Annotated in this window: 20 protein-coding genes and 1 CRISPR repeat array (1 of these 21 running past the window's edge); of the genes, 19 read left to right on the top strand and 1 reads right to left on the bottom strand. The window is 55.9% G+C overall.

Annotated features, from left to right (window positions below):
- Positions 1 to 32: 32 nt before the first annotated feature.
- From ACLEIV_RS10990 to ACLEIV_RS10970, 5 genes are all read left to right on the top strand, one after another.
- Positions 33 to 1340 carry a TadA family conjugal transfer-associated ATPase gene (locus ACLEIV_RS10990; RefSeq protein ID WP_410456688.1) on the top strand — a complete coding sequence of 436 codons (1308 nt, stop codon included), beginning with the start codon at positions 33 to 35 and terminating at the stop codon, positions 1338 to 1340.
- Between the two features lie 11 nt (positions 1341 to 1351).
- The gene (locus tag ACLEIV_RS10985) at positions 1352 to 2326 is read left to right on the top strand and encodes a type II secretion system F family protein (protein WP_410456687.1); all 975 of its coding nucleotides are present in this window, start codon (positions 1352 to 1354) and stop codon (positions 2324 to 2326) included.
- 1 nt (position 2327) lies between these two features.
- Positions 2328 to 3275, top strand: a complete 948-nt coding sequence (locus tag ACLEIV_RS10980) for a type II secretion system F family protein (protein ID WP_410456686.1) — start codon at positions 2328 to 2330, stop codon at positions 3273 to 3275.
- 121 nt (positions 3276 to 3396) lie between these two features.
- Positions 3397 to 4344 carry a tetratricopeptide repeat protein gene (locus ACLEIV_RS10975; RefSeq protein WP_410456685.1) on the top strand — a complete coding sequence of 316 codons (948 nt, stop codon included), beginning with the start codon at positions 3397 to 3399 and terminating at the stop codon, positions 4342 to 4344.
- A gap of 208 nt (positions 4345 to 4552) precedes the next feature.
- Positions 4553 to 6535, top strand: coding sequence for a sensor domain-containing diguanylate cyclase (locus ACLEIV_RS10970; RefSeq protein ID WP_410456684.1), 1983 nt, complete (start codon positions 4553 to 4555; stop codon positions 6533 to 6535).
- 256 nt (positions 6536 to 6791) lie between these two features.
- On the opposite strand, the gene bioA is transcribed toward ACLEIV_RS10970, so the two are convergent.
- A complete protein-coding gene (bioA, locus tag ACLEIV_RS10965; RefSeq protein ID WP_410456683.1) occupies positions 6792 to 8054 on the bottom strand; it encodes an adenosylmethionine--8-amino-7-oxononanoate transaminase in 1263 nt (420 codons plus the stop codon).
- A gap of 138 nt (positions 8055 to 8192) precedes the next feature.
- On the opposite strand from bioA, the gene bioB reads away from it, so the two are divergent.
- The 14 genes from bioB to cas2e all read left to right on the top strand — a co-directional run bounded on the left by bioB (position 8193) and on the right by cas2e (position 23528).
- The gene (gene bioB, locus ACLEIV_RS10960; RefSeq protein WP_410456682.1) at positions 8193 to 9224 is read left to right on the top strand and encodes a biotin synthase BioB; all 1032 of its coding nucleotides are present in this window, start codon (positions 8193 to 8195) and stop codon (positions 9222 to 9224) included.
- 214 nt (positions 9225 to 9438) lie between these two features.
- Positions 9439 to 10575 (top strand): 8-amino-7-oxononanoate synthase, encoded by a 1137-nt coding sequence (gene bioF, locus ACLEIV_RS10955; protein ID WP_410456681.1) that lies wholly within the window; start codon positions 9439 to 9441, stop codon positions 10573 to 10575.
- Between the two features lie 128 nt (positions 10576 to 10703).
- On the top strand, positions 10704 to 11459 hold the full coding sequence (gene bioC / locus ACLEIV_RS10950) for a malonyl-ACP O-methyltransferase BioC (RefSeq protein WP_410456680.1): 756 nt from the start codon (positions 10704 to 10706) through the stop codon (positions 11457 to 11459).
- On the top strand, positions 11452 to 12135 hold the full coding sequence (bioD, locus tag ACLEIV_RS10945; protein WP_410456679.1) for a dethiobiotin synthase: 684 nt from the start codon (positions 11452 to 11454) through the stop codon (positions 12133 to 12135). The genes bioC and bioD overlap by 8 nt, the downstream gene beginning before the upstream one ends.
- A gap of 73 nt (positions 12136 to 12208) precedes the next feature.
- Positions 12209 to 13084: a protease HtpX gene (gene htpX / locus ACLEIV_RS10940; protein WP_410456678.1), complete on the top strand. Its 876-nt coding sequence runs from the start codon at positions 12209 to 12211 to the stop codon at positions 13082 to 13084.
- A gap of 148 nt (positions 13085 to 13232) precedes the next feature.
- Positions 13233 to 14072: a BrxR family helix-turn-helix transcriptional regulator gene (locus tag ACLEIV_RS10935; RefSeq protein WP_410456677.1), complete on the top strand. Its 840-nt coding sequence runs from the start codon at positions 13233 to 13235 to the stop codon at positions 14070 to 14072.
- A 107-nt stretch (positions 14073 to 14179) separates the two neighbouring features.
- Positions 14180 to 16939 (top strand): CRISPR-associated helicase Cas3', encoded by a 2760-nt coding sequence (gene cas3, locus ACLEIV_RS10930; protein WP_410456676.1) that lies wholly within the window; start codon positions 14180 to 14182, stop codon positions 16937 to 16939.
- Between the two features lie 519 nt (positions 16940 to 17458).
- Positions 17459 to 19051, top strand: a complete 1593-nt coding sequence (gene casA / locus ACLEIV_RS10925) for a type I-E CRISPR-associated protein Cse1/CasA (RefSeq protein WP_410456675.1) — start codon at positions 17459 to 17461, stop codon at positions 19049 to 19051.
- Positions 19051 to 19662 carry a type I-E CRISPR-associated protein Cse2/CasB gene (gene casB, locus ACLEIV_RS10920; protein WP_410456768.1) on the top strand — a complete coding sequence of 204 codons (612 nt, stop codon included), beginning with the start codon at positions 19051 to 19053 and terminating at the stop codon, positions 19660 to 19662. Before casA ends, casB begins: the two co-directional genes overlap by 1 nt.
- A gap of 15 nt (positions 19663 to 19677) precedes the next feature.
- The gene (gene cas7e / locus ACLEIV_RS10915) at positions 19678 to 20712 is read left to right on the top strand and encodes a type I-E CRISPR-associated protein Cas7/Cse4/CasC (RefSeq protein ID WP_410456674.1); all 1035 of its coding nucleotides are present in this window, start codon (positions 19678 to 19680) and stop codon (positions 20710 to 20712) included.
- Positions 20713 to 20721: 9 nt separating this feature from the next.
- Positions 20722 to 21456 (top strand): type I-E CRISPR-associated protein Cas5/CasD, encoded by a 735-nt coding sequence (cas5e, locus tag ACLEIV_RS10910; protein WP_410456673.1) that lies wholly within the window; start codon positions 20722 to 20724, stop codon positions 21454 to 21456.
- 1 nt (position 21457) lies between these two features.
- On the top strand, positions 21458 to 22285 hold the full coding sequence (cas6e, locus tag ACLEIV_RS10905; RefSeq protein WP_410456672.1) for a type I-E CRISPR-associated protein Cas6/Cse3/CasE: 828 nt from the start codon (positions 21458 to 21460) through the stop codon (positions 22283 to 22285).
- A complete protein-coding gene (gene cas1e, locus ACLEIV_RS10900) occupies positions 22255 to 23232 on the top strand; it encodes a type I-E CRISPR-associated endonuclease Cas1e (RefSeq protein ID WP_410456671.1) in 978 nt (325 codons plus the stop codon). The genes cas6e and cas1e overlap by 31 nt, the downstream gene beginning before the upstream one ends.
- Before the next feature lie 2 nt (positions 23233 to 23234).
- The gene (cas2e, locus tag ACLEIV_RS10895; protein ID WP_410456670.1) at positions 23235 to 23528 is read left to right on the top strand and encodes a type I-E CRISPR-associated endoribonuclease Cas2e; all 294 of its coding nucleotides are present in this window, start codon (positions 23235 to 23237) and stop codon (positions 23526 to 23528) included.
- Between the two features lie 83 nt (positions 23529 to 23611).
- Positions 23612 to 25038: a CRISPR direct-repeat array (repeat unit 29 nt; unit sequence CCGTTCCCCGTACGCACGGGGATAAACCG); it runs 3180 nt beyond the window's last position.

The raw sequence follows: 25038 nt of genomic DNA, 5'->3' as shown, positions 1-25038 counted from the left end.
TAATTAGCACTGAGAAAACATGGGGGTCAAGGATGAACCTGGAAGATTATATTCTCAACACGGATGAAGAAGCCTACAAACATCGTCTGCATGGCAAGCTGATGGATATGCTGGACTTGCCCATGCTGCAAACCATTTCCCGCGAGCAGGCCAGCGAACAGATTGAGCGCCTGTGCTTTCAGATAATGCAAGACTCGCCCACGCCGCTGACGGTGGACTCCCGTCATAAAATCGTGCGCCAGTTGCTTGACGAAATACTGGGGCATGGCCCGCTCGAACCCTTGCTGGCCGATCCGGGGATTGCGGACATCATGGTCAATGGCGCCAAAAACATCTATGTGGAACGCCGGGGCCGCATAGAGCGGGTGCCGCTCACCTTTACCGACGACGATCACCTGATGGGGGTGATAGAGCGTATCGTGTCCAGCGTGGGCCGCCGCATCGACGAACTGTCACCCATGGTGGATGCCCGTCTGAAAGACGGCTCCCGGGTAAACGCCATCATACCGCCGCTGGCGCTGAACGGCCCTGTGCTGTCCATTCGTCGCTTTACGGTCGAAAAGCTGGCGGTAGATACCTTGATTGACTTTGGTACCATCACCCCGGCCATCGCCCAGGTGATGGAGGCGGTGGTCAAGGGCAAGCTCAACATTTTGATCTCCGGGGGGACCGGTACCGGTAAAACCACCTTCCTCAACATACTGTCCGGCTTTATTCCGGCCAACCAGCGCATCATCACGGTGGAAGACTCCGCCGAGCTGCAATTGCAGCAGCCCCATGTGGTACAGCTGGAAAGCCGGCCCGCCAACATAGAAGGGCGGGGGGAGATAGCCATGCGCGACCTGGTTAAAAACACCCTGCGGATGCGGCCAGACCGCATAGTGGTAGGGGAGGTGCGCGGCGCCGAGGCCTTCGACATGCTCACTGCCATGAACACCGGCCACGAGGGCTCTCTCACCACCATTCACGCCAACACCCCGCGTGACGCCCTGGGGAGGCTCGAAAACATGGTATCCATGACCGGCTTCGACATGCCGGTGAAGAACATCCGAGCCCAGGTGGCCTCTGCACTGGATCTGATTATTCAGCTGGAACGGCAGGAGGACGGCAAACGGCGCATGGTCAGCATGCAGGAGGTGCACGGCATGGAAGGCGAAACCATCACAATGTCGGAGATTTTCACCTTCGAGCGCACCGGTATCGACGCCGAAGGCAACGTGCAGGGTCGCCATCGCCCCACCGGTGTTATGCCCAACTTCTACGATCGCCTGGCCCGCCGGGGCATGGTGTTACCGCGCAGCCTCTTCGGTGACGACGAGCTGCACCAGGGCATTTTCTAGCGGGAGGTCTTATGAGCAGCAATACCCTTATCTTTCTAGCGCTGGTGGGACTGGCGGTGGTGTTTTTGAGCCTGGCCATGTTTGTGCCGGTCACCCAGCCCCGGCTGAATCGTTCCGCCCTGCTCAAGCGGCGACTTGAGGCGATGGAGGCGGAAAACCGGGAACAACAGCAGGTATCCATCTATCGTACCAAGCGGCTGGACGCGCTTTCGCCGCTGTTACGCCGGCTGGAGACCTCACCACAGCTGGAGCGGGTGGCCTTTGCCCTGGAGCTGGCCGGCTCGCGGCTTTATGCCTATCAGCTGGTGTTTCTGACGGCGCTGGTGAGCCTGGTGCTGGCGGCTCTCAGCTGGTGGCTATGGCACAGCTGGTTGCTGGTGCTGCTGGCGCTGGTACTGCCGTCCGTCGTGGTGCACATCAAGCTGAAACGTAATTATTATCAGCGGCTGGCATTATACGAACAGCAACTGCCCGAGGCGCTGGACATCATGAAACGGGGTCTGCAGGCGGGTTATTCCTTTGCCGATACCATCAAGCTTATCAGCGAGCAGATGCCTAATCCGCTGGGGCGTGAATTTGCGCTGGTCTTTGCCGACATCAACTACCGCAAGGATATACGCAAGGCCATGACCGGCCTGTTGGAGCGGGTGCCCAGCGTGTCCAACATGGCGCTGATAAGCGCGGTGCAGGTACAGCGGGAAACCGGCGGTAACCTGGTGGAGAATATCGACAAGCTGGCCACCATTATTCGTGATCGCTTCAAGTTCAACCGCCAACTGCGAACTCTGTCCGCCGAAGGACGAATGTCGGGTTGGGTGCTGGTACTGACCCCCTTCGCGCTCTTTGCGATCATGTATGTGACTACCCCTGGTTATGTCGCGGAGCTGTTGAATAGCAAGGACGGGCATCGGCTGCTGATTTACGGTGGCATCGCCATGACGCTGGGTGTCTGGTGGATCAGCCGCATTATCAAGATTGAGGTGTAACATGGCAGAGCTGACAGAGTTGTTTAACGCAAGCCTGACCGATCCCCGGATGCGTCAGTGGTTGCTGATAGGCGGGGTGGCGCTGTCGGCCATGACCCTGTTCTGGGGCCTGGCGATGGTGGCAGGGGGCATTGCCAATCCCTACCGTCGGCGGCTGAATCACATGCAGCAGCAGGTAGAGGAAGAACAGCAGGACAGCCTGGAGCAGCGACTGGTACTGGCCAAACAAGGCGGCACCGGTACCTTTAGTGGTCACCGCATTCGTACCCTGCTGGTACACGCGGGCTTTCAGAAAAACTCGGCCTACCGGATATTCATCGGTATCCGCTTGCTGGTGTTGATGCTGTCGGTATTGGTTGCACTTGCCATCATGCTGACCAGCACCTCTTTGTCCTACAATATTATTCTGTTACTGCTGGTGGCGGTGGCCTATGTGGCTTATGTGTTACCCGTTTTTGTGCTGGAGCGGTTTGCCAATCATCGTATGACACAAATGAAACTGGCGATGCCCGATGCGCTGGATCTGCTGGTGGTCTGTACCGAGGCGGGCATGGGCTTTAAGGCGGCGCTGCAACGGGTGTCTAAAGAGATAAGCCTCAGTCATGAAGAGCTGGCCGAAGAGCTGGGGCTGATTTCCGCCAAGCTGCGAGCCGGGGTCAGCCTGAAACAGGCGTTCGACGAATTCATTTTACGTACCGGGCTGGAAGATTTCAGCAGCCTGAACGTGGCCATCAACCAGTCCATTCAGCTGGGTACCAGCATTGCCGAAACCCTGCGTACCTATGCCGGTGAATACCGCATCAAGCGTAAGCAGGAGGCGGAAGAAATGGCGGCCAAAATCGGCACCAAGATGATTTTTCCGTTGGTATTTTTCATTTGGCCGTCCTTTTTTATCGTGGCGATAGGCCCGGCCTTACTCAAGGTGCTCAAGGTATTCGGCAATATGTAATTGCTGTCTGATTAGTCTGGCAAGTGACAGTATAAACAGGCTGGCCGAACCCGGTAGGGGCGGCTAGCCTTGGAAGAGTATTTCTCTTTCTGCGACCATGGACTGGTTTAAGGATCTGATAATGAATAATAAAGCCCTTGCGCTAGTAACGATGCTGCTGTTGAGCGGCTGTGCCAGTACCAATCCGCACCATGACGGATTATCCGATATCAAAACCCCCGGTGCCGGGGCCATCAAACCCACCAATGCGACCGAGGCCAGCATGCTGATTGCCCAGTCGCAGACCTCGGGCAACCAGGATGCCATGATTTATGCCTATCGTCAGGCATTGGAGTTCAAGTCGTTCGACAAGGCGGACATTTACCTCAATATTGCCCGGCTGGAACAGCAGCGGAACCACAACAGCCAGGCCGAAGAGGCCTATCGGCTCGCCATGGCCAGCGACAGCAAACGCCCGGAACTGAAAGAATCGCTGGCCTTGTTATTGGTAGACATGAAGCGTCATCAGGAAGCCGACACCCTGCTGCAAGAGGTGATATCTGCCGATCGGGCTCGGCTCAATGCTGCCTCGGCGGCTCCGGCCGAGTGTGTAATCGACAATCAGTCACCCTGGCGCAGTTATAATGGTCTGGGGCTGTTGTCGGATATTCGGGAACAGGGTGAGCAGGCCCGGCAGTATTACCAGTGTGCCTTGAAAATACAGCCAGGCCTGGCCATGCTGCACACCAACCTGGGTTTTTCCTATTACCTCGAAGGAGAGTACCCCCAGGCCGAGCGGGCGCTGACCCGGGCGGTAAATCAGGACCCGGAATACCGGCGTGCCTGGAGCAACCTAGGGTTGATGTATTATCGTTGGGGGCGAAAGTCAGAAGCCCTGGCTGCCTTGCGCAAGAACGGTACCCAGGCCGAAGCGCTTAACGATTTGGGCTACATAGCGTTGATGGAAGGAGCTAGTGAAGAGGCCGTCGGCCTGTTTCAGCGCGCCATCGATGCCTCGCCCCGTTATTACCCCAGGGCGGTGGCCAACCTGAACCAGGCCAGAACCATGTCGGTGGTGAGCAAACGCTGAACAGGCTCTGTGCCTTAACATTTCGAGTCGACAGTTGTATTACGCCTTGTGTTATGCTCGGCGCTCTACTTTTTCCACAGATTGTATTGTGGTTACTGTAAGGTTCAAAACTCACCTCATGACAGATCAAATCTCATCTCCACAGTCGGATCCTGCATCGGAAAATCAAGTCGAAAGCCTTTCTTCTTTATTAACGAATCCATTGGTTTTGAAGCGTTTTATCCTGCTTTTTCTGCTGTTTGTCGGAGTTTTGCTGGCGGTGGGCGCGCCGATTTACCTGCAGTACGAAAAAGTGTTGCAGCAGCGCATGCTGGCCAATGAGGAAACCTCGGTGGTCGCCGCCACCCAGATGATTCAGAAAGAGATGTATGAACAACTGCATTTACTGGATTTGCTGAAAAACTCGGCGGCGCTGAAGGAATACCTGAGCACTGGCGATCCGGACAAGCGTGTTCGCCTGGAGCGGCTGTTTGAAAATATCTCCGGTACTTACAATCGCTTCGATCAGATCCGCGTGCTTGATAATTCCGGCCACGAGCTGATACGGGTCAACCTGACGCAGGGCGAAGCCCGGGTGGTACCAACGGACAAGCTGCAGGATAAATCCCACCGTTATTACTTCCAAAAAGCCAGAAGGCTGCCAGTGGAACAGGTATTTGTATCGCGCATGGATCTGAATATGGAGCAGGGCGTGATTGAGGAGCCCTATAAGCCCGTGCTGCGTTTTGCCACGCCGTTGCTGGATGACAAGGGCAACAGGGCCGGTGTGCTGGTGATGAACTACATGGCCGCAGACATGCTGGCCCGGTTTCGTCAGCAGATGTCTCGTCGGCTGAGTCAGCAGGGCATGCTGATTGACGCCAAAGGTTACTGGCTGAGCAATCACCAGCGCAGCAACGAATGGGGAGCCGATCTGGATCGCCCAGAACATATTTTCTCCAGCCTGTATCCGGATGCCTGGCCGGAAATATCGGCGCAGGACGGTGGTGTGCTGGAAAAGCCGAAAGGCTTTTTCCGTTTTCAGAGTATTGCCCCGCTCGACTTTTCCAAAAAAATCCTGCCGGAGTTTCTGACCGATAAGAAGCTGCAGCCATCACCGGGCTCGATAAACAACACGGCCTGGAAACTGGTGATTTTTCTGCCCCGCGATGTCATCAGGGCTCAGTCGTTTCTGTACCAGACTCTGGGGCAGTCTTTGCTGATTTTGTTGCTGCTGCTGATGGCAGGAGTCGCGCTGCTGATGGCGGTAGCATCTGAGCAAAAAGCCGCTCGGCGTCGTTATCATCGGCGTATCAATGCCGAATTGAGCGATCTTTACGAGTATGCGCCCTGCGGTTATCACAGTCTCGATGCTCAAGGTCACTTTATTCGTATCAATCAGACCGAGCTGAACTGGCTGGGCTATGCCCGGGAAGCAGTAATGGGCCAGCCTTTTGTCCGTTTTTTGACCCCGGAGAGCCAGCAGCGGTTTGAGCTTTTTTTCAATGCGCTGAAAACCGAGCTGGAAATAGAAAACATAGTGCTGGAAATGCAGTGCCAGGATGGCTCCACCTTCTATGTATCCACCTCGGCGACGTCACTCAAAGATCAGAAAGGGCATTTCGCCATTGCCCGTACCAGCATGTTTGACATTACCGATCGCATCAAGCTGGAGAAAAAGCTGGAGCAACTGGCGAATACCGATGAGCTGACCGGGGTCGGCAATCGCCATTATTTTTACGAGCGTGGCGAAACAGAGCTTCAGCGTGCCTTGCGTTATCGTCATTCACTGGCGTTGTTGATGATTGATGCGGACCATTTCAAGCAAATCAACGACGCTCATGGCCATGATGGTGGCGACTTGGTGCTTAAGGCGCTGGCGAATTCGGTGCAGGGCAGTCTGAGAGATCTGGATGTCTTGGCCCGTTTCGGCGGTGAAGAGTTTATTGTGTTGTTGCCGGAAATTACGCAGAGCCAGGCGATAGAGGTGGCAGAGCGTTTGCGCCGCCAGCTGAAAGAACTGGCTATTCCCTTGCCAACGGGGGAGCAAATCAGCTTTACCGTATCGGTTGGCCTGACGATGCTTATCTCTGAAGATACCAACCTGGATGCCCTGATCAAAAGAGCCGATATCGCCCTGTATCAGGCCAAGGAGCAGGGCCGTAACCGGGTGGTATCGTTCAACGAGGGCGTCTCTGCTGCCTTTTTTTGAACATCGAGTCGTCCGAAGGCCGTACTCGTCATGCGGTATAACAGGCATGGTTCTGTCGTCATTCCGCATACCCTTTCTTGTCATTCCCGCGACGGCGGGAGTCCAGGACGGGTGGCGCAGAGCGGTCAGACTGCGGGCCGCCTGCAAAGGTACTGGACCCCCGCCTTCGTGAAGGTGACGATAAAGGCAAACCAGCCCCAGCATCCGCATCAGTTATAAGATATCGCCTAGCTCGATTGTTTAATGTGAGGTGTTATTACTCGCAAATCATCAGCATGGCCCGGGTGAGCCGGCTCAGTTCGTCCGGTTGTATTATGTAGGGCGGCATCACATACAGCAGCTTGCCGAAGGGCCGTATCCACACCCCTTGGCTTACCAGTTTCTGCTGTACCTCGGCCACGTTCAGCGGCTCATCCAGCTCAATCACCCCTATGCCGCCCAGCACCCGTACATCGGCCACCCGGGGCAGCTTTTGTACCGGGGCCAGCTCGCGCTTGAGCTGTGCTTCAATGGCCTCAATACGGGCTTGCCAGGGTGATTCCAGCAATAACTCCAGGCTGGCTCCGGCCACCGCACAGGCCAGTGGGTTGGCCATGAAGGTGGGGCCGTGCATCAATACCCCGGCGGGGCCGTTGCAGATGGTGTCGGCGACGGCCTGGGTGGTTATGGTGGCGGCCATGGTCATGTAGCCGCCGGTCAGCGCCTTGCCTATGCACATGATATCGGGCGTTATGCCGGCCCATTCGCAGGCAAACAGCTTGCCGGTACGGCCGAAGCCGGTGGCAATTTCATCCACGATCAGCAAAACATCATACCGGTCGCACAGCGCCCGAGCACCTTTCAGATATTCCGGATGATAAAAACACATGCCGCCGGCACCCTGCACTATCGGCTCCAGGATCAGTGCCGCCAACTCGTGATGGCGTTGCTCCAGTATCAGTTCCAGCGGTTGCAAGTCCTGTGGGTTCCAGTCGCCATCGAAACGGCTCTTGGGGCTGTCGATAAACAGGTGCTCGGGCAGAAAACCCTTGTACAGGCTGTGCATGCCGCCCTTGGGGTCGCATACGCTCATGGCACCGAAGGTATCGCCGTGGTAGCCCTTGTTCAGGGTCACGAAGCGGGTCTTGGGTCGACCGCGGCCGTGCCAGTACTGAATGGCCATTTTCAGTGCCACTTCTACCGACACCGAGCCCGAGTCTGCCAGAAAAAACCGATCCAGCCCCTTGGGTAGCACCTGCGTCAGCGCCCGGCACAGGTTGACTGCCGGATCGTGGGTCAGGCCGCCGAACATCACGTGCGACATTTTCTCCAACTGAGTGGTGGCCGCCCGGTTTAGCTCGGGCACATTGTAGCCGTGCAGACAGGCCCACCAGGACGACATACCGTCGACAAGCCGGCGGCCGTCGGCCAGTTGCAGATAAACGCCATCGGCGCGCTCTACCCGGTAACAGGGCAGGGGCTGGGTGAGCGAGGTATAGGGGTGCCAGAGGTGATGCAGATCGAATTCCTGATTGCTCATAACTTCTCTGTTTATAACTTCATTGCTCATAAATCGACCTAATGTAAACCTTTGTCCTTCTTGTTGGTTGACAGGCTAGCATCGGTGCTTACACTAGCCAAGAAAAACACCTCTGAATATCAAGGATAAAGGCCCCGCATGAGCCGTCAAAACTGGACCCGTGAGCAGGTGCTCGCATTATTTGAACGCCCTTTCTTCGATCTGCTGTTTGAAGCCCAGCAGGTGCATCGCGCCAACTTCGATCCCAATGAAGTTCAGGTCAGTACCCTGTTGTCCATCAAGACCGGCGCCTGTCCGGAAGACTGCAAATACTGCCCGCAAAGTGCCCGCTACAGCACAGGGCTGGAAGTAGAGCGGTTGATGGAAATGGAAAAGGTGCTGGAGCGAGCCAAAGAAGCCAAGGCCAACGGCTCCAGTCGTTTCTGCATGGGCGCCGCCTGGCGTAATCCCAAAGAGCGGGACATGCCCTATCTGGTGCAAATGGTGCAGGAAGTGAAGTCTCTGGGGCTGGAAACCTGCATGACCCTCGGCATGCTCAGCGATGATCAGGCCGACCGTTTGGCCGGTGCCGGGCTGGATTATTACAACCATAACCTGGATACCAGCCCGGAATATTACGGCGACATCATTACCACCCGTACCTATGCCGACCGGCTTAACACCCTGGAAAACGTGCGTAACGCCGGCATGAAGGTGTGCTCCGGCGGCATCGTCGGCCTGGGCGAAAGCCCGGAAGACAGGGCCGGCCTGCTGCTGGCGCTGGCCAACCTGCCGCGCCAGCCCGAAAGCGTGCCCATCAACATGCTGGTGAAGGTGAAGGGCACCCCGATGGAAAACCAGGAAGATCTGGACGACTTCGACTTCATCCGTACCATCGCGGTGGCCCGGATCTTGATGCCGCAAAGCCATGTACGGTTGTCTGCCGGCCGCGAGAAGATGAACGATCAGATGCAGGCCATGTGCTTTATGGCCGGCGCCAACTCCATCTTCTACGGCTGCAAACTACTGACCACCCCCAACCCGGATGAAAACAGCGACATGCAGCTGTTCAAGCGGCTCGGTGTGCGGCCCAGTGGTGCCAGTCAGAAGCCGGACGAGATGACCGAAATCGAGCTGCATGAACAACTCGCCGCCCAAAACGAACCCAAGCCGCTGTATTACGAAGCTTAAAACAATGCGTTAAGTCATCAGCCGGAAGCGGTAAGCAGCCAGCGCCGCCATATCACTTCTCCCCCTGGTCTTCACGGGAGCTGTTGTGTGGTAGTCGGCGCTGCAGCTGCCGGATCATCAGACACCGCACCGCCGGTGGGTTTGCGCCAGTCAACACGGCGCTTACCGATGAGCCAGACATCGGTATTGTGGTTTTGTTAACAGAGAGAACATCATGCCTTTTAATCTGAGCCTGAGCGAACGTGAAGCGGCGGGCCTGAAACGCAGCCTGCCGGTGATTGAGCGGGTCGAGGGGCGGCGGCTGTGGGCCGACGGCAAAGGCTACCTCAATTTTGCCGGTAACGATTATCTGGGCTTGAGCCAGGCGGCCGAACTCAGGGCCGCCGCCGATGCCGCCGCCCGCGAGTTTGGCGTGGGCGCCGTGGCCTCGCCGCTGGTGGTGGGGCATCAGGCCATACATAGGACGCTTGAAAACGAACTGGCCGACTGGCTGGGGTTGGAGGCTGTACTGCTGTTCAGCTCCGGTTTTTCCGCCAATCAGGCGGTGATAAAGGCATTGCTCGGCAAAGAACACTGGTTGTGGCAAGACCGACTCAACCACGCCTCGCTGCAGGAGGCGGGCGCACTCAGCCCGGCCCGTATGCAACGCTTCGCCCATAACAACATGGCCGTCCTGGCGGCGAAGCTCAAACCCGAGTCCGGGCTTATCGTGTCCGAAGGGGTGTTCAGCATGGACGGCGATCAGGGTGACTGGCACGGGCTGACGCAATTGGCCGAGCAAAGCGGCAACTGGCTGATGATCGACGATGCCCACGGTCTGGGCGTGTTGGGTAACCAGGGCCGGGGTACCCTGAGCGAGCAGGGTGTAGCGGCAGAAAAGGTACAGATCACCATGGGTACCTTCGGCAAGGCGTTGGGGGTGAGTGGCGCCTTTATCGGCGGTAGCCGGGCATTGATTGAGTATCTGCACAATCACGCCCGCAGCTATGTGTACAGCACCCATCTGCCGCCGCCGCAGGCTGCAGCCATTCTGGCGGCGGTGCGGCTGGTACAGAAGGCAGGCGACAAGCGGGAGCAGTTGCGAGAGCGGGTACGGCAATTCCGTGAAGGTGTTGCTTCTCTGCCGTTCGAGCTGTTGCCCTCAGCCACCGCCATTCAGCCGCTGATTGTCGGTGACGAGCGCCGAACCCTGGCGCTGGCAGCCCATCTGCGCGAGCATGGCTGCTGGGTTGGCGCCATTCGCCCACCTACTGTGCCACCAGGTTCGGCCCGGCTGCGCATTACCCTGAGCGCCGCCCACACCAGGGAAGACGTGCAGCGCCTGATCGAAATCCTGCACCGGTCGTTGTAGGCCCGAATTTATTCGGGAAAACCGTCCAACATTTGGCTTCGCTGCCCCGATAAATCGGGGCCTACAAGCTGACAGCTTATGGCTTACAACTGCCCGCAGGGAACATCAACACCGGAGAAACCCGCCTGATGCAACAGGTCGACAAACACAAGGTGGCCGCGGCCTTCGGTCGCGCCGCCCATAGCTACGAGCAGCACAACGAGCTGCAGCGACGCAGTGGCAACGCCCTGCTGACTAAACTGCCGGACTGGGCCGACACCGGGCTGGATCTGGGCTGTGGCAGCGGCTGGTTTGCGCCACGGCTCAAACAGCGGGCGGAGCAACTGCTGGCGCTGGATCTGTCGCCAGACATGCTACAACAGGCGACACAAAAAGCCGACATAGAGCCCATCTGCGCCGACATGGACACCATGCCGCTGCCGGAACAGAGCCTGGACTGGATTTTCGCCAATCTCTGCCTGCAGTGGAGTGCCGACCCGGCCGCCTGGCTCAAGGGCTGGAGTGACCGTCTCAAACCCGGCGGCGTGCTGGTATTTTCCACCCTGCTGGCGGGCAGCCTGCACGAGCTGGAAAGCAGCTGGCGGCAGCTGGACGGCCATGCTCACATCAACCGTTTTATCGCGCCCGACACGCTGGAACAACAATTAACGGCGACCGGCCGTCGCTGGCAGTGGGAGCAGGTGACGGAGCAGCTCTGTTACCCGCAGTTGAAGGATTTACTGCTCGATCTCAAGGGCATCGGTGCCAATCGGGTGAACGGTGACCGACGACCAGGTTTGCTCGGCAAGCAAGCCTGGCAGCGACTGAATCTCATCTATCCTAAAAACAATCAGGGCCACAGTGTGGCCACCTATCGGCTGGCGTATGGAGTCATCTATGGCTAAAACATTTTTCATTACCGGCACCGACACCGAAGTGGGTAAGACCTTTGTGACCCGGGCACTGATGCAGGCCGCCGCCGAGGCGGGCAAGAAAGTGCTGGGCTACAAGCCGGTGGCCTCCGGCTGCGAACTGGTGGACGGCGAGCTGCAAAACAGCGATGCCCTGGCCCTGCAGGCGGCATCGTCCATCTCTCTGCCCTATAAAATGCACAACCCTTACGCCTTTGCTCCGGCCATCGCCCCTCATATCGCCGCGGCTCAGGCCAATGAGGCGATCAGCATTCATCATATTGGCGAGGGCTTGGCCCGGCTGAAGGAAACCGCCGTCGACTGGATTTTTACCGAAGGTGCCGGCGGCTGGCGTTTGCCACTGGACGAACAGCATTTGCTGTCCGATTGGGTGAAGAAAGAACACCTGCCGGTGATCCTGGTGGTGGGTGCACGTCTGGGCTGTATCAATCACGCCTTGCTGACACTGGACGCGATTCGTCACGACGGCCTGGTGGTGGCCGGCTGGGTGCTGAACCGGGTCGATCCCGAGATGAGCCATTATGAAGAAAACGCCGCTACCCTCAAGCAGCGTATCAAGGCACCCTTGCTGGGCGAAATCCCCTGGCTGGGTGAAGAGGGCATGGAAAGTGCCAACAACTTTATAGATATTGCACCTTTGCTGAAATAATTCATCATGATCATCTTGAATTTCGCCCGCTCGGACATATTATGTCTGCAGACTCGTTGAAGTAAGGAAAGTTATGAAACGCATTCTGTTGTTTATTGCCACCAACCTGGCCGTGGTGCTGGTGCTGGGCGTGGTGTTGAACATAGTGTTTTCGATGCTGGGCATCGATCGCAGCAGCGTCGGTGGTCTTTTGGTGTTCTGCGCCGTGTTCGGTTTTGGTGGTTCGACCATATCGCTGCTCATCTCCAAATGGATGGCAAAGCGTACCTATAACGTGCAGGTGATTGAACAGCCCCGCAACGAAATGGAGCACTGGCTGATGACTACGGTTACCCGCCAGGCCCAGCAGGCCGGCATCGGTATGCCGGAAGTGGGGGTGTACGACTCGCCGGACATGAACGCCTTTGCCACCGGTGCCAGCCGTAACAACGCCCTGGTGGCGGTGAGCACCGGCCTGATGTACAGCATGAGCCGGGACGAAGCCGAAGCGGTACTGGCCCACGAAGTGAGCCACGTTGCCAACGGCGACATGGTGACCCTGACCCTGATCCAGGGCGTGGTGAATACCTTCGTGATGTTCTTTGCCCGTATCGTGGCCAATATCATCAGCGGCTTCTTCAGCAACAATGAAGAGGAAGAAGGCGGCGGTATGGGTGGCCTGGCCTACTTTGCCATCGTGATGGTGCTGGAACTGGTGTTCGGCATCCTGGCCTCCATCATAGTGATGTGGTTCAGTCGTCAGCGTGAGTACCGCGCCGACGAAGGTGGTGCCCGCCTGGCCGGCAAAGAGAAGATGATTGCCGCCCTGGAACGCCTGCGTCGCGGCCCCGAGGTCGAGCTGGAAGGCTCGCTGGCCGCCTTTGGTATCAACGGTAAGCGTCACAGCGAACTGTTCATGAGCCATCCTCCGCTGGAAAAACGCATCCAGAGCCTGCGCGAACAGCGTTAACCGATTGCAATAACCCTGTAGTTTGGTTTTAACCCCGGCTTGCCGGGGTTTTTTTATATTTATGGCGTCGGTTCCATTCGTGAACAATATTCCTTGTTATTCTCCGGCCAAATGCCTTTAATGGCTAAAAATGAAAAGCACGGATGTCATGATAAAAACCGAACTCCATCGCCGTTACTGGCTGATTGAGCTGGTGAGCTATTGGGAAGGGCGGCTGACCAGCAATCATTTACGACAGTTTTTTGGCTTGAGCCGACAACAGGCCAGCAAGGATATCAACCAGTATCTGCAGCAATATCCGGGTAACCTGGAATATTGCGCCTCCTCCAAGGGTTATTTGCCAGCCGAGCAATTTACTCCTGCGTTTATTTCCGGTGACGTAGCTCAATATCTTAACTGGATGTCCGGCCAGAGCGCCCATGCCATGCCCGAAACGGCGGATTGCAGGCTACCTTACCTGATGCTTTCTCATCCGCCCCGCAACGTCAGCCCTCATATCATCCGGCCACTGGTACAGGCACTGCGCCGACAGCAACGGGTAGAAGTAGACTACGTGGCCGTGTCTCGCCCCGATCGCAGTGGCCGCATTATCGTTCCTACCGCCTTCGTCAATATCAGTCGACGCTGGCACCTGCGCGCCTGGTGTGAAAAAGCACAGGGCTATAGAGACCTTGTGCTCAGTCGTTTTCGTGGCGAAGCCATTCTGGAAGGAGCGCCGCTGACACCATTGCCCGCAGACGAGGGCTGGCATACCGAGCTCACCTTGATCCTTACGCCTGATCCCCGACTTACTCCCGAGCAGCAAGAGGCGCTGGCCCTTGACTACGGCATGCAAAACGGCGAGCTACGGCTGAACACCCGCGCCGCCCTGGCCAATTATCTGCTGCAGGAAATGCAGGTCAACGTAAAGATGCTCGACGGCAACCCTGCCGCCCAGCAATTGATCCTGGCCAATTACGGCGAGGTTAAAGAATGGATGTTTGGCTGAGCCCCCGGCAACCTGTCACCTGAGGCGACATGTTTATTTGCACAGTGTTGGCGAGGCTAAGAAAAAAGGGGAGAGTAAATGCAGAATAAGAAAAAGGAGTAAGTCGTATGAGTGCCAGTTATTTCCGTTATTGGGGGAAGGCGTGCAAGGATAATGGCCAGAAGGGAGCAGATTATCACCTATTACCCTATCACTGCCTGGATGTGGCAGCGGTGGGTTGGTTCTTACTGGACGAAGACAATCCCTTGACCCGTAATCTGGCCGAGTTTCTGGATATTGCTCCCGGTCAGTTGCGGAAAATATTCACCTTTTCGTTAATGCTGCATGATCTGGGTAAATTCGCCTCTGCATTCCAGAACTTGGCGGAGTTTACCAATAATCGACTCATCCGCAATCAACCTAGGGCTGGTTACGACAGCCGCCAGGCCCGTCATGACCGGTTGGGATATTTTTTTTGGTTAATGGCCAGCCGAGGGCGGCGGCTTAACGGAGCAGACATCGGACTGAGCCAAGTCGACATCGGTCAGGTTACCCCGGCTCTTGATAGCCTGAATGTCTTGCTGGATGTGGTGTTTGGCCACCATGGCTATCCCATCGACTGGGGCAGCCAGCCGAAAATGATGAAAGATTATTGTCACGAATCGGATGTGGATGCGGCCTGTGAATTTATCCGCGATTGTGCAGGGTTAATCAATGTTGCATGGCCTGAACAAAAGCTGGTCGACAAGGAATGGTTGGCTCGCTTGCGTCAGGTCAGCTGGCATTTGTCCGGTATCGCCATTTTAAGCGATTGGATAGGTTCTGATACGACATTTTTTGAATATCAAACTGGTGGCATGACGCTGGCCGAGTATTGGCCGCAAGCCAAAGAAAAAGCGCTACGCGCGCTTGCAGCCACAGAGTTAATCAAACCGGTAAAGGTTCAACCATTTTTATCGGTGCAGGAGCATTTTGGTTTTGAGCCCACCCCGTTGCAGACCTGGGCGGAGTCGGTGCCTCTGACATCGGGGCCACAGTTGTTCATTCTTGAAGATGTGACCGGAGCGGGGAAAACGGAAGCCGCCCTGGCGTTGACTCACCGTCTTTTACAGCAGGGAGAAGCCGGTGGTTTTTATTTCGGACTGCCGACCATGGCCACTTCAAATGCCATGTTTGCCCGGGTGGCGGAACATTATCGGCAGATGCTGTCGGTGGATGGCAGTATCCCGAGCATAGTGCTGGCACATGGTGCCAGGGAAATGAATGACCATTTTAGCGAAGCCCTGACAGCAGCGGTAAAAACGGACTCCGCCTATACCGACGGTGAAGAGACGGCCAGCTTGTATTGCAATCAGTGGTTGGCGGACTCTCGTAAAAAGGCGCTATTGGCGGCGGTGGGGGTTGGCACCATCGATCAGGCGCTGATGGCGGTACTGCCTCGTAAGCATCAACCTCTTCGCTTGTTGGGACTACACCGAAAGATCCTGATTTTTGATGAAGTGCATGCGGCAGACAGTTTCATGTTTGAGCTGCTTGATGACTTGCTTCGGGTCCATTTGCGTCAGGGGGGAAGTGCCATTCTGCTGACCGCAACGCTGGCACAACGGCAGCGGGAGCGATTATGTCGCATTTGGCAGGAGGCCGCCGGTTTGGAAACGATATCGTTACCTGAAAAAAATGATTTCCCGCTGGCAACCCAGGTCACTATTGGGCTGGGACTGAAAGAAACATCTGTCGACAGTCGGGCGGCCGTGAGTCGTGAGTTGGCGGTGGGCTTTGTTCATAGCGAGCAGGAATGTGTCAGCCAGATCCTGGCCGCCACTCAGCGGGGCGAGTGTGTGGTATGGATCCGCAACTCGGTCGATGACGCCATCCGCGCCTATCAGGCACTGGTTGAACAACTGGAGTCTACTGACATTCTGACCCTGTTTCACAGCCGTTTTACCCTGAAAGATCGTAAGGACATAGAAAACAGGGTGTTGGCTACGTTTGGCAAAAAAAGCGGTCAGGAAGAGCGGCGAGGACAAATTCTGATTGCCACCCAGGTGTTTCAGGAAAGTCTGGATGCGGACGCCGATCTGATGATCTCCGATCTTTGCCCTATCGACGACCTCATTCAGCGAGCAGGCCGCCAACACAGACATATCAGGGATCAGGCAGGCAATCGCATAAATAAAGAAAAAGATGAACGCCCGGCACCCATGTTACTCGTTCATGCCCCCGAGTGGCAGGAGCATCCCGATGCGGACTGGTTACTCAGTCATTTGCCCAATACCGAACATGTGTATCGCTCCCCCGGACGATTATGGCTGGGGTTGCAGGTATTACGGCAATTGGGTGCTATTCGCATGCCGGGCGAGGCGAGGACGCTGATCGAAGCGGTTTACGGTGACCATGCTTATGAGTGGATGCCGGATGCACTCAAAAAGAAAGAGGATTGCTATTTCGGCGAGCTTAGCGGCCAGTCAGCGCAGGCGAAGAGTCAGAAAATTGACTGGCACAAGGGCTATAACCAGACCAGTACCCGCGCCTGGCACGATGACAACATCGAGATCAGCACCCGTTTTTCAGACAGGGAAACCGTTCAGGTGCTGGTACTGAAACTTGATCCGCAAGGGCGGCCGCAGTTGTGGGCCGAAGGCGAGTCCCATGCGCTGCAGAACAGCATAGTGAAGCTCGCCAAACGACGTTTTGCCGATCAGTTGGCACCCTTGCCCGACAACCTGAAGGCGGCCTTTGAAGCCATTGTGCAGCGCTACCCGCCGGCAAAATTTCTCCAGCCCTGGTTACCCGACCATGATCCCTTGTTTGGATACAACCCAATAGTGGGTATGGCTCAGAAGGGGTCAATCCCCGCCGAGGCGGGGAACAGTTGCAAGCAGGGATGACAGCACCGCTCTAGAGTGGTTCATCTCCGACTATCGGAGAACGATGCGAAGGTTACGTGAGTACTTAAGGGATTTCCAGATTTTGTTTTAGATGGGGATTTAAATTTTTTACAGCTCCGCTGTAGAGCTTTTTATTTTTGTTGATGTCATAGGGTGAGTGTGCTTTACTTGAGTCTGATACCGATGCCTTCAGTGGGTGGGCGTGATTGAAGCAGCGTACCACTCCAATACGCCCGAGCGTAGCAGCGAAGATGGTATTAGGGTTCGGTGTTGGGTGCAATAGCGCCGTTAGTGGAAATGCTTCATAAGCCACATGAGTAATATTTATGGCAGATGAAACTGATAAAGACGATTACGTTGTCATTTTCCGACGGTTTATCAAAGGTAAGGACGGCCGTCTGCTCGATGCAAGACAGTATGGGAAAAAGGCTTGGCCAATAAAAGTGCCCGTAAAAAAGTAGGTATAGGGGCAGTTTACTGCCCCTGTTTACTCTTTTAACAATACAAGGAATCAAATTGATGAATTTGATAACCGATCCCTGGCTTAGCTACCGCTTCAGGGATGGCAGCGAGCGGAGGTTGCCGCTCAGCGCCATTGCCGACCCTGATGTGGTGGACTTTGCCTTGCCCCGGGCCGATTTTCATGGGGCTGCCTACCAGTTTGCCATTGGCCTGCTGCAAACGGTGATGGCACCGGAGGATAAATATCAGTGGCATGACTGCTACCAGTCCGCTCCCGATGAAAAGACGCTGGCAGCCAGCCTTTCTTTGGTCAAGCATGCCTTTGAGCTGGATGGCGATGGGCCGCGTTTTATGCAGGACTGGGATCCACTGGATGGCGTCAGCCCCGGCCCCGTGTCCGGTCTGCTTATCGAAGCGCCCGGTGCCAATGGACTCAAGTTGAACACGGATCATTTTATTAAGCGCGGTATTGCCGAAGTGCTGTCGCCGGAAATGGCCGCCCTGGCCCTGTTTACCCTGCAAATCAATGCGCCGTCCGGCGGCCAGGGACATAGAACCGGGTTAAGAGGCGGCGGCCCTCTTACCACCCTGGTGCTGCCCCATGACGCGGATGCCAGCCTGTGGCAAAAACTGTGGCTGAATGTTCAGAGTCGGGATGCCTGGAAATACGATGATCCAGACTATCAGAGCGCAGCGCTGTTCCCCTGGCTGGGCCCAACCCGGATCAGCAAGGCCAAGGGCAGTGAAATCTATGCCAATGATGTGCACCCGCTGGCCATGTTCTGGGCCATGCCACGGCGGGTAAAACTGTTGTTTGAAGAGCAAGAGGGTGTTTGTCAGCTCAGTCGGCAACCTTGTTCACGGCGTTGCCGACAGTACCGTACCAGCAATTACGGCAATAACTATGCCGGCAGTTGGGAGCATCCACTGACTCATTACCGTTTTGATCCCAAAAAACCGAACGAGGATTATCTGTCAACCAAGGGGCAGCCCGGTGGGATTCAATACAGGCAGTGGCACAGCCTGAGCTTTGTTGATCAGACCGAAGGTAACCTGCCGGCCAAGGTAGTACAGAATTTTGTTCGGGAAAAAGCGGCTTTCTTCGATTTTGATTGGGGAGAAGCACCCAGGCTGTGGGCCTTTGGTTTTGATATGGACAATATGAAGGCCAGAGGCTGGTACAACAGTGAATTTCCGCTGATCCGTCTGGATGCCGATTTGCGAGATACCCTGCTCAGTGAAATCAAGGCACTGCAGAGCCTGGCACAGGAAGTGGTGTGGCATTGCCGAACCCAGATCAAGGCCGCCTGGTTTGACAAGCCGGCAGATGCCAAGGGCGATACCAGCCAAATCGACTTGCAGTTCTGGCAGCAAACCCAGACCGAATTTTTTATCGCCGTGCAGTCGTTACTCAATACGCACGATGGCAGATTGACGGCAGAGATTGCCCGTCGCTGGCTTCGGGCCCTGTCATTTCAGGGGCAGGAACTGTTTGACGAGCAGGTCCTGTCCAACCTCTATCCCGACAGGGACATGGCTAAAAAAATGCAGGCGCGGCGTCGGCTTAGTGGTTGGCTGGCGGGCAGCAAGCGTATCAGGCAGTTCAGAAGTGACTATCGAATCGATAGCTTAATCAGGGAGCAGGCGTGATGACAGACATTGAACAAAGCGCACCGGCTACATCAGCGTTTGCCGGAGAAGCGGTAGTGATGCGCTGGTGGCAAGCCATGACATTATCCGAGCAGGAATTGACCGCCTTGAAGATAAGGCCGGCACCCACCGTATTCCGTGCCGAACTGAAGCGGGCAGAAACTCCGGAAGCGGTACTGATGACCCAAGGCTTCAGGGCGCTGTGGCTGGGTTTACCGGAATCGGCTCGGCAACGTAGAAGCTGGTCGATGCTTGCCTGGGCAACGCTGGCGGGGGTGTTGAGCCATGTACGACTACAGGATGACAGCCGCAGTTTTGCGGCTTCACTGGGAAAGATAGACGCGCATACCGACAAGCCCAGAGTCAGTGAGTTGCGCTTTCAGCAGTTGCAGGGGGCAAGAACGCCGGAAGAGTTCTATCGGCGATTGCATCGGCTGGTCAAGCAGGTGAAGGGGCAGACCCCGGTGGTGTCATTGGCCAAAGGCGTCCTGAGTTGGTTCGATGAACATTATGGTCATGCGCCATTACGCGCCGACAAGAAGATTGCCGTACGCTGGGCGATGGATTACTACCAGGCCGCCGAGAAAGGCCTGACAAAAACCAAAGATTAATCAAGGAGAATCACCATGAGTAAATTTATTCAACTGCACCTGCTGACCTCTTATGCCCCGTCCAATCTTAACCGGGACGACCTGGGCCGTCCCAAAACCGCCCGCATGGGCGGCACCGAGCGATTAAGGGTCAGCTCGCAAAGCCTTAAACGGAATTGGCGTATTTCCGATGTGTTTGAGCAGACACTGGGCGAACACATTGGCACCCGCACCAAGCGGCTGGGAGCCGAAGTATTCAACACGCTCAGTGAGCAGGGTGTGGCGGAAAAACAGGCGAAAGCATGGGCAATAGAAATAGCCGGTGTATTCGGCAAGAACAAGAAAGACAGCCTGGAGATTGAGCAGCTTGCTCATATTAGCCCGGAAGAGATGCAGGCGGTCAACAACTTGGTTAATACTCTGGCCGAAGAAAACAGGGCGCCGGAAAAAGAAGAGTTGTCTTTGCTGCGTCATAACGTGAAGGCCGTGGATATTGCCATGTTTGGCCGCATGCTGGCGTCCTCTCCCGAGTTTAACTGCGAGGCGGCCTGCCAGGTAGCGCACGCCATCAGTGTGCATGGTGTTGCGGTAGAGGAAGACTACTTTACGGCGGTAGATGATCTTAACCGGGGCGACAGTGATCTGGGCGCGGCCCATATTGGTGAGTCCGCTTTTGCGGCTGCCTTGTTTTACAGTTACATCTGCATCGATAAGGAACTGCTGGTCGCCAATCTGGGCGGAGATGTTGAGCTGGCAGATAAAGCCATTGCCGCCCTGGTGGAGGCGGCAGTAAAGGTCTCGCCGAAGGGCAAACAAAACAGCTTTGCCTCCCGTGCATATGCGTCTTACGTGCTGGCAGAAAAGGGTGATCAGCAGCCTCGTTCCTTGTCTGTGGCTTTCCTCAAGCCGATTGTCGGCGAAAACCAGGCGGAAGATGCCGTGCAGGCGCTGCAACGGCAAGCCGATAACTTCGACAAGGTTTATGGAGCCTGTGCCGATGCGCGTTATGCGGTGAATGCCGTAGAAGGCGAAGGGAGTTTTGAGCAGCTCAAGGCGTTTGTCGCCGACTGAGGAGGCGTTATGCAATATCTGGTTTTTCGTCTGTATGGCCCTATGGCCAGCTGGGGCGAAGCGGCCGTGGGCGGAGACAGACCTTCGGCACTGACTCCTACCCGTTCGGCGGTATTGGGGCTGCTTGGTGCGGCCCTTGGTATCAAGCGCGAGGATACCAGCCGGCTGGAGATGTTACGAACCAGCCTGGGAGTGGCCATCAAGGCCTATTCATGTGGCGGCTTGACCCGGGATTATCACACCGCCCAGGTGCCTTCGCAGGATAGAAAGCGAAGCTTTCATACCCGTAAAGACGAGTTGAGTATCGCAAAGGAAAAATTGAATACGGTGCTGTCCAGCCGGGATTATCGCAGCGATGGCTACTGGGTGGTGGCGGTATGGCAACAGCAGGACAGTGAGTTGACGCTGGATGCTCTGAACAGAGCATTGGCCAGCCCTGTTTTTATTCCGTATTTGGGCAGAAAAGCCTGTCCGCTTGCCGCACCAACTGCGCCGTTATTGGTAGAGTCAGATCTTAAATCGGCGCTAGATCAACGCTTTCCACCGATACTAGGCAGTTATGAGCAGGATCGGCGCTGGTTGGGTTTAGGTTCCATGGTTACCTATTTATGGCAGGGGCAGGCCGAGGATCTGGGGAGCTTCGATGGTGTACAGAGTTGCCAGGTATGGGATGAACCGATTAGCCGGATGCCCTGGCAGTTCGGCTCTCGGCAGGAGCATCAGCTGACCTTGGTGGAGGAATAACATGTATTTATCCCGAGTAAGACTGGGCGACAGCCAGGCTGCGAAAAGCGAGTTGGTTAAAACCATGAGTAAGGGGGTTTACGGCCATCATCAGTTGCTGTGGCGTCTTTTCACCCAGGAGCAACAGCGTGGCTTTCTGTTTCGCCATGAACAGAGTGACGGGCGGCAGGCACCATCGGGTGAACCGGTTTTTTACGTACTTTCTCGTGAAAAGCCGGATAACTCATCTCAACTGTTTGATGTGGAAAGCCGGTCTTTTTCCCCCCAGTTAAAGGCCGGTGATAAATTGGCTTTTCAGATCAGGGTTAATCCTACCGTTTACCGCCAGGGTAAACGTCATGATGTGCTGATGGATGCTCAGCGACAATGGTTGCATCAAGAAGCAAAACAATGTTCTTTGGCGGCAGAAGGCAGCAAGAAACAACTAAAGCACCAGCTACTGGATTTGGCTTCTGATGAAGATATCGTTCGCTGGAAAACTGTTGTGGCCAGTGGGCAGTATCGCGACGCTCTGGCTGCTCGTTTGGGCAGAGGAGCAACGATAGATTTGGCTTTGAAAACACTCTCGGAGCAGGCATTGCTCGACTGGTGGCAAGATCGTTGTCCTCAGATGGGGATTCATTGCCTGGAGCATGAAGGCGGGGTACAAATCGACGGTTATCTGCAACATGCCATAAAAGGTAAAAAAGCCGGGGCGGTATTCAGCTCGATTAACCTGAGTGGCACCCTGACTGTTGAAGAGCCGGAGCTGCTTCTAGACAGCCTTTATCAAGGTGTAGGCCGGGCCAAGGCGTTTGGTTGTGGTCTACTGATGATTCGGCGCGCCTAGCCTGTTCTGCCATTTGCAATGGAGTTGTTATGGCATTCATTCCTCTTAAACCCATACCGATGAAAGACAGGGTATCCATGATTTTTTTGCAGTATGGGCAAATTGACGTGATTGATGGCGCTTTTGTTTTAATCGACAAAATAGGTGTTCGTACTCATATCCCGGTGGGCTCGGTGGCTTGCATTATGCTGGAACCAGGAACCCGCGTTTCTCACGCCGCTGCCAAGCTGGCAGCGACTGTGGGCACCTTGCTGGTGTGGGTCGGGGAAGCTGGAGTACGGTTGTATGCCTCCGGTCAGCCCGGTGGAGCCCGCTCCGACAAGTTGCTGTATCAGGCGAAGTTGGCACTGGAAGACGATCTTCGTCTGAAGGTGGTACGCAAGATGTTCGAGCTGCGTTTTGGTGAGGAAGCGCCGAGCCGACGATCGGTGGATCAACTCAGGGGAATAGAAGGCAGCCGGGTTAGGGCCACTTACGCCATGCTGGCCAAACAATATGGCGTAGAGTGGAACGGACGTCGCTATGATCCCAAGAACTGGGCCAAGGGGGACAAGGTCAATCAGTGCATCAGTGCCGCCACTGCCTGCCTTTATGGTATTACTGAAGCCGCTATCCTGGCTGCGGGCTATGCCCCTGCGATTGGTTTTATTCATACCGGAAAACCGCTGTCGTTCGTTTATGACATGGCCGATATCATCAAGTTCGAGACAGTGGTGCCAAAGGCATTTGAAATTGCCAGCACAAATCCATCGCAGCCCGATAAAGCGGTTCGCATTGCTTGCCGGAATATTTTTCGAAGCAGCAACACTTTGGCCAGGTTGATCCCTCTTATCGAAGAAGTACTGGCTGCCGGCGAGATTGAACCACCTCCACCACCCGAGGATGCCCAGCCGATTGCGATTCCCGAGCCAAAGTCATTGGGTGAGGCAGGACACAGGAGCGGCTGATCATGAGCATGCTGGTAGTGGTAACAGAGAACGTACCTCCGCGGCTACGTGGCAGGCTGGCCGTGTGGTTACTGGAAATTCGTGCCGGTGTTTATGTGGGTGATGTTTCCAGACGTATCCGTGAGATGATCTGGGAACAAATAAGTAAATTGGCAGAGCAGGGCAATGTCGTTATGGCCTGGGCCACCAACACCGAATCCGGCTTCGAATTCCAGACCCATGGAGAAAATCGGCGTATGCCGGTGGATCTGGATGGACTGCGTTTAGTGTCTTTTTACCCTGTTGAAAATCAATGAGTTAGAGTTCTTTAAAAAAATGGAAATTTGGTAGTTTTTTCTTCCCTAGAAAAAGCTAATTAAATCAGTTATATATATTTAGACCGTTCCCCGTACGCACGGGGATAAACCGGGATTGCCCCGAACTGGCGCATAACTCTATCCCCGTTCCCCGTACGCACGGGGATAAACCGTGTGATCTGGAGCGCGAGCTGAATGTGGGCAGCCGTTCCCCGTACGCACGGGGATAAACCGCAGGCATCAAGGGCGGCAGCAGTCACTCAGGACCGTTCCCCGTACGCACGGGGATAAACCGGCGGGCTTTGCCGTACTTGCCCTGGCTGATGGCCCGTTCCCCGTACGCACGGGGATAAACCGTGGTGGCCGCGCCGGGGCAAGATCCCAAAGAGCCGTTCCCCGTACGCACGGGGATAAACCGGATGATGACGAACGCCCCTTTTCCGACGTTGTCCGTTCCCCGTACGCACGGGGATAAACCGGCACGGTCGTAATAGTGCCCCCGAAACATCAGCCGTTCCCCGTACGCACGGGGATAAACCGCCGGCATTGTTTTTGCCGTGCTTTGAAATGAACCGTTCCCCGTACGCACGGGGATAAACCGGTATAGGTCAGTACCACCTGTCCTTCGGTCGGCCGTTCCCCGTACGCACGGGGATAAACCGCGGGATGGTGATTTTTTAATAAAATTTATAAACCGTTCCCCGTACGCACGGGGATAAACCGGCATTTGCCTGTTGCTACGCAAGACGCTGCTGCCGTTCCCCGTACGCACGGGGATAAACCGAGTACGGCGTTAACTTTGGCGGAGCTAAGGGCCCGTTCCCCGTACGCACGGGGATAAACCGGACTCAAGCCAGCACCGGCGGTACAATAAAATCCGTTCCCCGTACGCACGGGGATAAACCGCTGCCACTCATTGATGAGGGAAGGGAGACCTTCCGTTCCCCGTACGCACGGGGATAAACCGGTGTCTATGGACTTCCGCTCATTGTCGGACTCCCGTTCCCCGTACGCACGGGGATAAACCGCCTATCCCTGCCAAGGGTAATCTCGACCTCAGCCGTTCCCCGTACGCACGGGGATAAACCGGGTCCAGCTGGCGGCCACGGCGGTGAGGCTGGCCGTTCCCCGTACGCACGGGGATAAACCGGCCGCCAGATGTCACTGACCCGGCTGGCGGAACCGTTCCCCGTACGCACGGGGATAAACCGATGCTGACCGACACTCGGCGCAAGTACATTCACCGTTCCCCGTACGCACGGGGATAAACCGGCGATGTTTGTTGCGCAAAAGGGGATCGCTATCCGTTCCCCGTACGCACGGGGATAAACCGGCGTTGGTAGTCATCCCCACAAGAGGGGCTGCCCCGTTCCCCGTACGCACGGGGATAAACCGCCGATGACCATGGAGGGTCAGGTATGGGCGCACCGTTCCCCGTACGCACGGGGATAAACCGATGGGATCCCGGACAACTGGACCGATGGCAACCCGTTCCCCGTACGCACGGGGA

Source organism: Oceanisphaera submarina (assembly GCF_046521305.1).
GTDB classification, from domain to species: domain Bacteria; phylum Pseudomonadota; class Gammaproteobacteria; order Enterobacterales; family Aeromonadaceae; genus Oceanimonas; species Oceanimonas submarina.
Note: the sequence above shows the minus strand (reverse complement) of the source record. Positions and strands in the feature narration are given on the sequence as shown.

What these genes read in the sequence shown, in the direction of transcription:
- ACLEIV_RS10990 (WP_410456688.1), top strand. Translation starts at nt 33, where the DNA reads ATGAACCTGGAAGATTATATTCTCAACACGGATGAAGAAGCCTACAAA.
- ACLEIV_RS10985 (WP_410456687.1), top strand. Translation starts at nt 1,352, where the DNA reads ATGAGCAGCAATACCCTTATCTTTCTAGCGCTGGTGGGACTGGCGGTG.
- ACLEIV_RS10980 (WP_410456686.1), top strand. Translation starts at nt 2,328, where the DNA reads ATGGCAGAGCTGACAGAGTTGTTTAACGCAAGCCTGACCGATCCCCGG.
- ACLEIV_RS10975 (WP_410456685.1), top strand. Translation starts at nt 3,397, where the DNA reads ATGAATAATAAAGCCCTTGCGCTAGTAACGATGCTGCTGTTGAGCGGC.
- bioA (WP_410456683.1), bottom strand. Translation starts at nt 8,054, where the DNA reads ATGAGCAATCAGGAATTCGATCTGCATCACCTCTGGCACCCCTATACC.
- bioB (WP_410456682.1), top strand. Translation starts at nt 8,193, where the DNA reads ATGAGCCGTCAAAACTGGACCCGTGAGCAGGTGCTCGCATTATTTGAA.
- bioF (WP_410456681.1), top strand. Translation starts at nt 9,439, where the DNA reads ATGCCTTTTAATCTGAGCCTGAGCGAACGTGAAGCGGCGGGCCTGAAA.
- bioC (WP_410456680.1), top strand. Translation starts at nt 10,704, where the DNA reads ATGCAACAGGTCGACAAACACAAGGTGGCCGCGGCCTTCGGTCGCGCC.
- bioD (WP_410456679.1), top strand. Translation starts at nt 11,452, where the DNA reads ATGGCTAAAACATTTTTCATTACCGGCACCGACACCGAAGTGGGTAAG.
- htpX (WP_410456678.1), top strand. Translation starts at nt 12,209, where the DNA reads ATGAAACGCATTCTGTTGTTTATTGCCACCAACCTGGCCGTGGTGCTG.
- ACLEIV_RS10935 (WP_410456677.1), top strand. Translation starts at nt 13,233, where the DNA reads ATGATAAAAACCGAACTCCATCGCCGTTACTGGCTGATTGAGCTGGTG.
- cas3 (WP_410456676.1), top strand. Translation starts at nt 14,180, where the DNA reads ATGAGTGCCAGTTATTTCCGTTATTGGGGGAAGGCGTGCAAGGATAAT.
- casA (WP_410456675.1), top strand. Translation starts at nt 17,459, where the DNA reads ATGAATTTGATAACCGATCCCTGGCTTAGCTACCGCTTCAGGGATGGC.
- casB (WP_410456768.1), top strand. Translation starts at nt 19,051, where the DNA reads ATGACAGACATTGAACAAAGCGCACCGGCTACATCAGCGTTTGCCGGA.
- cas7e (WP_410456674.1), top strand. Translation starts at nt 19,678, where the DNA reads ATGAGTAAATTTATTCAACTGCACCTGCTGACCTCTTATGCCCCGTCC.
- cas5e (WP_410456673.1), top strand. Translation starts at nt 20,722, where the DNA reads ATGCAATATCTGGTTTTTCGTCTGTATGGCCCTATGGCCAGCTGGGGC.
- cas6e (WP_410456672.1), top strand. Translation starts at nt 21,458, where the DNA reads ATGTATTTATCCCGAGTAAGACTGGGCGACAGCCAGGCTGCGAAAAGC.
- cas2e (WP_410456670.1), top strand. Translation starts at nt 23,235, where the DNA reads ATGAGCATGCTGGTAGTGGTAACAGAGAACGTACCTCCGCGGCTACGT.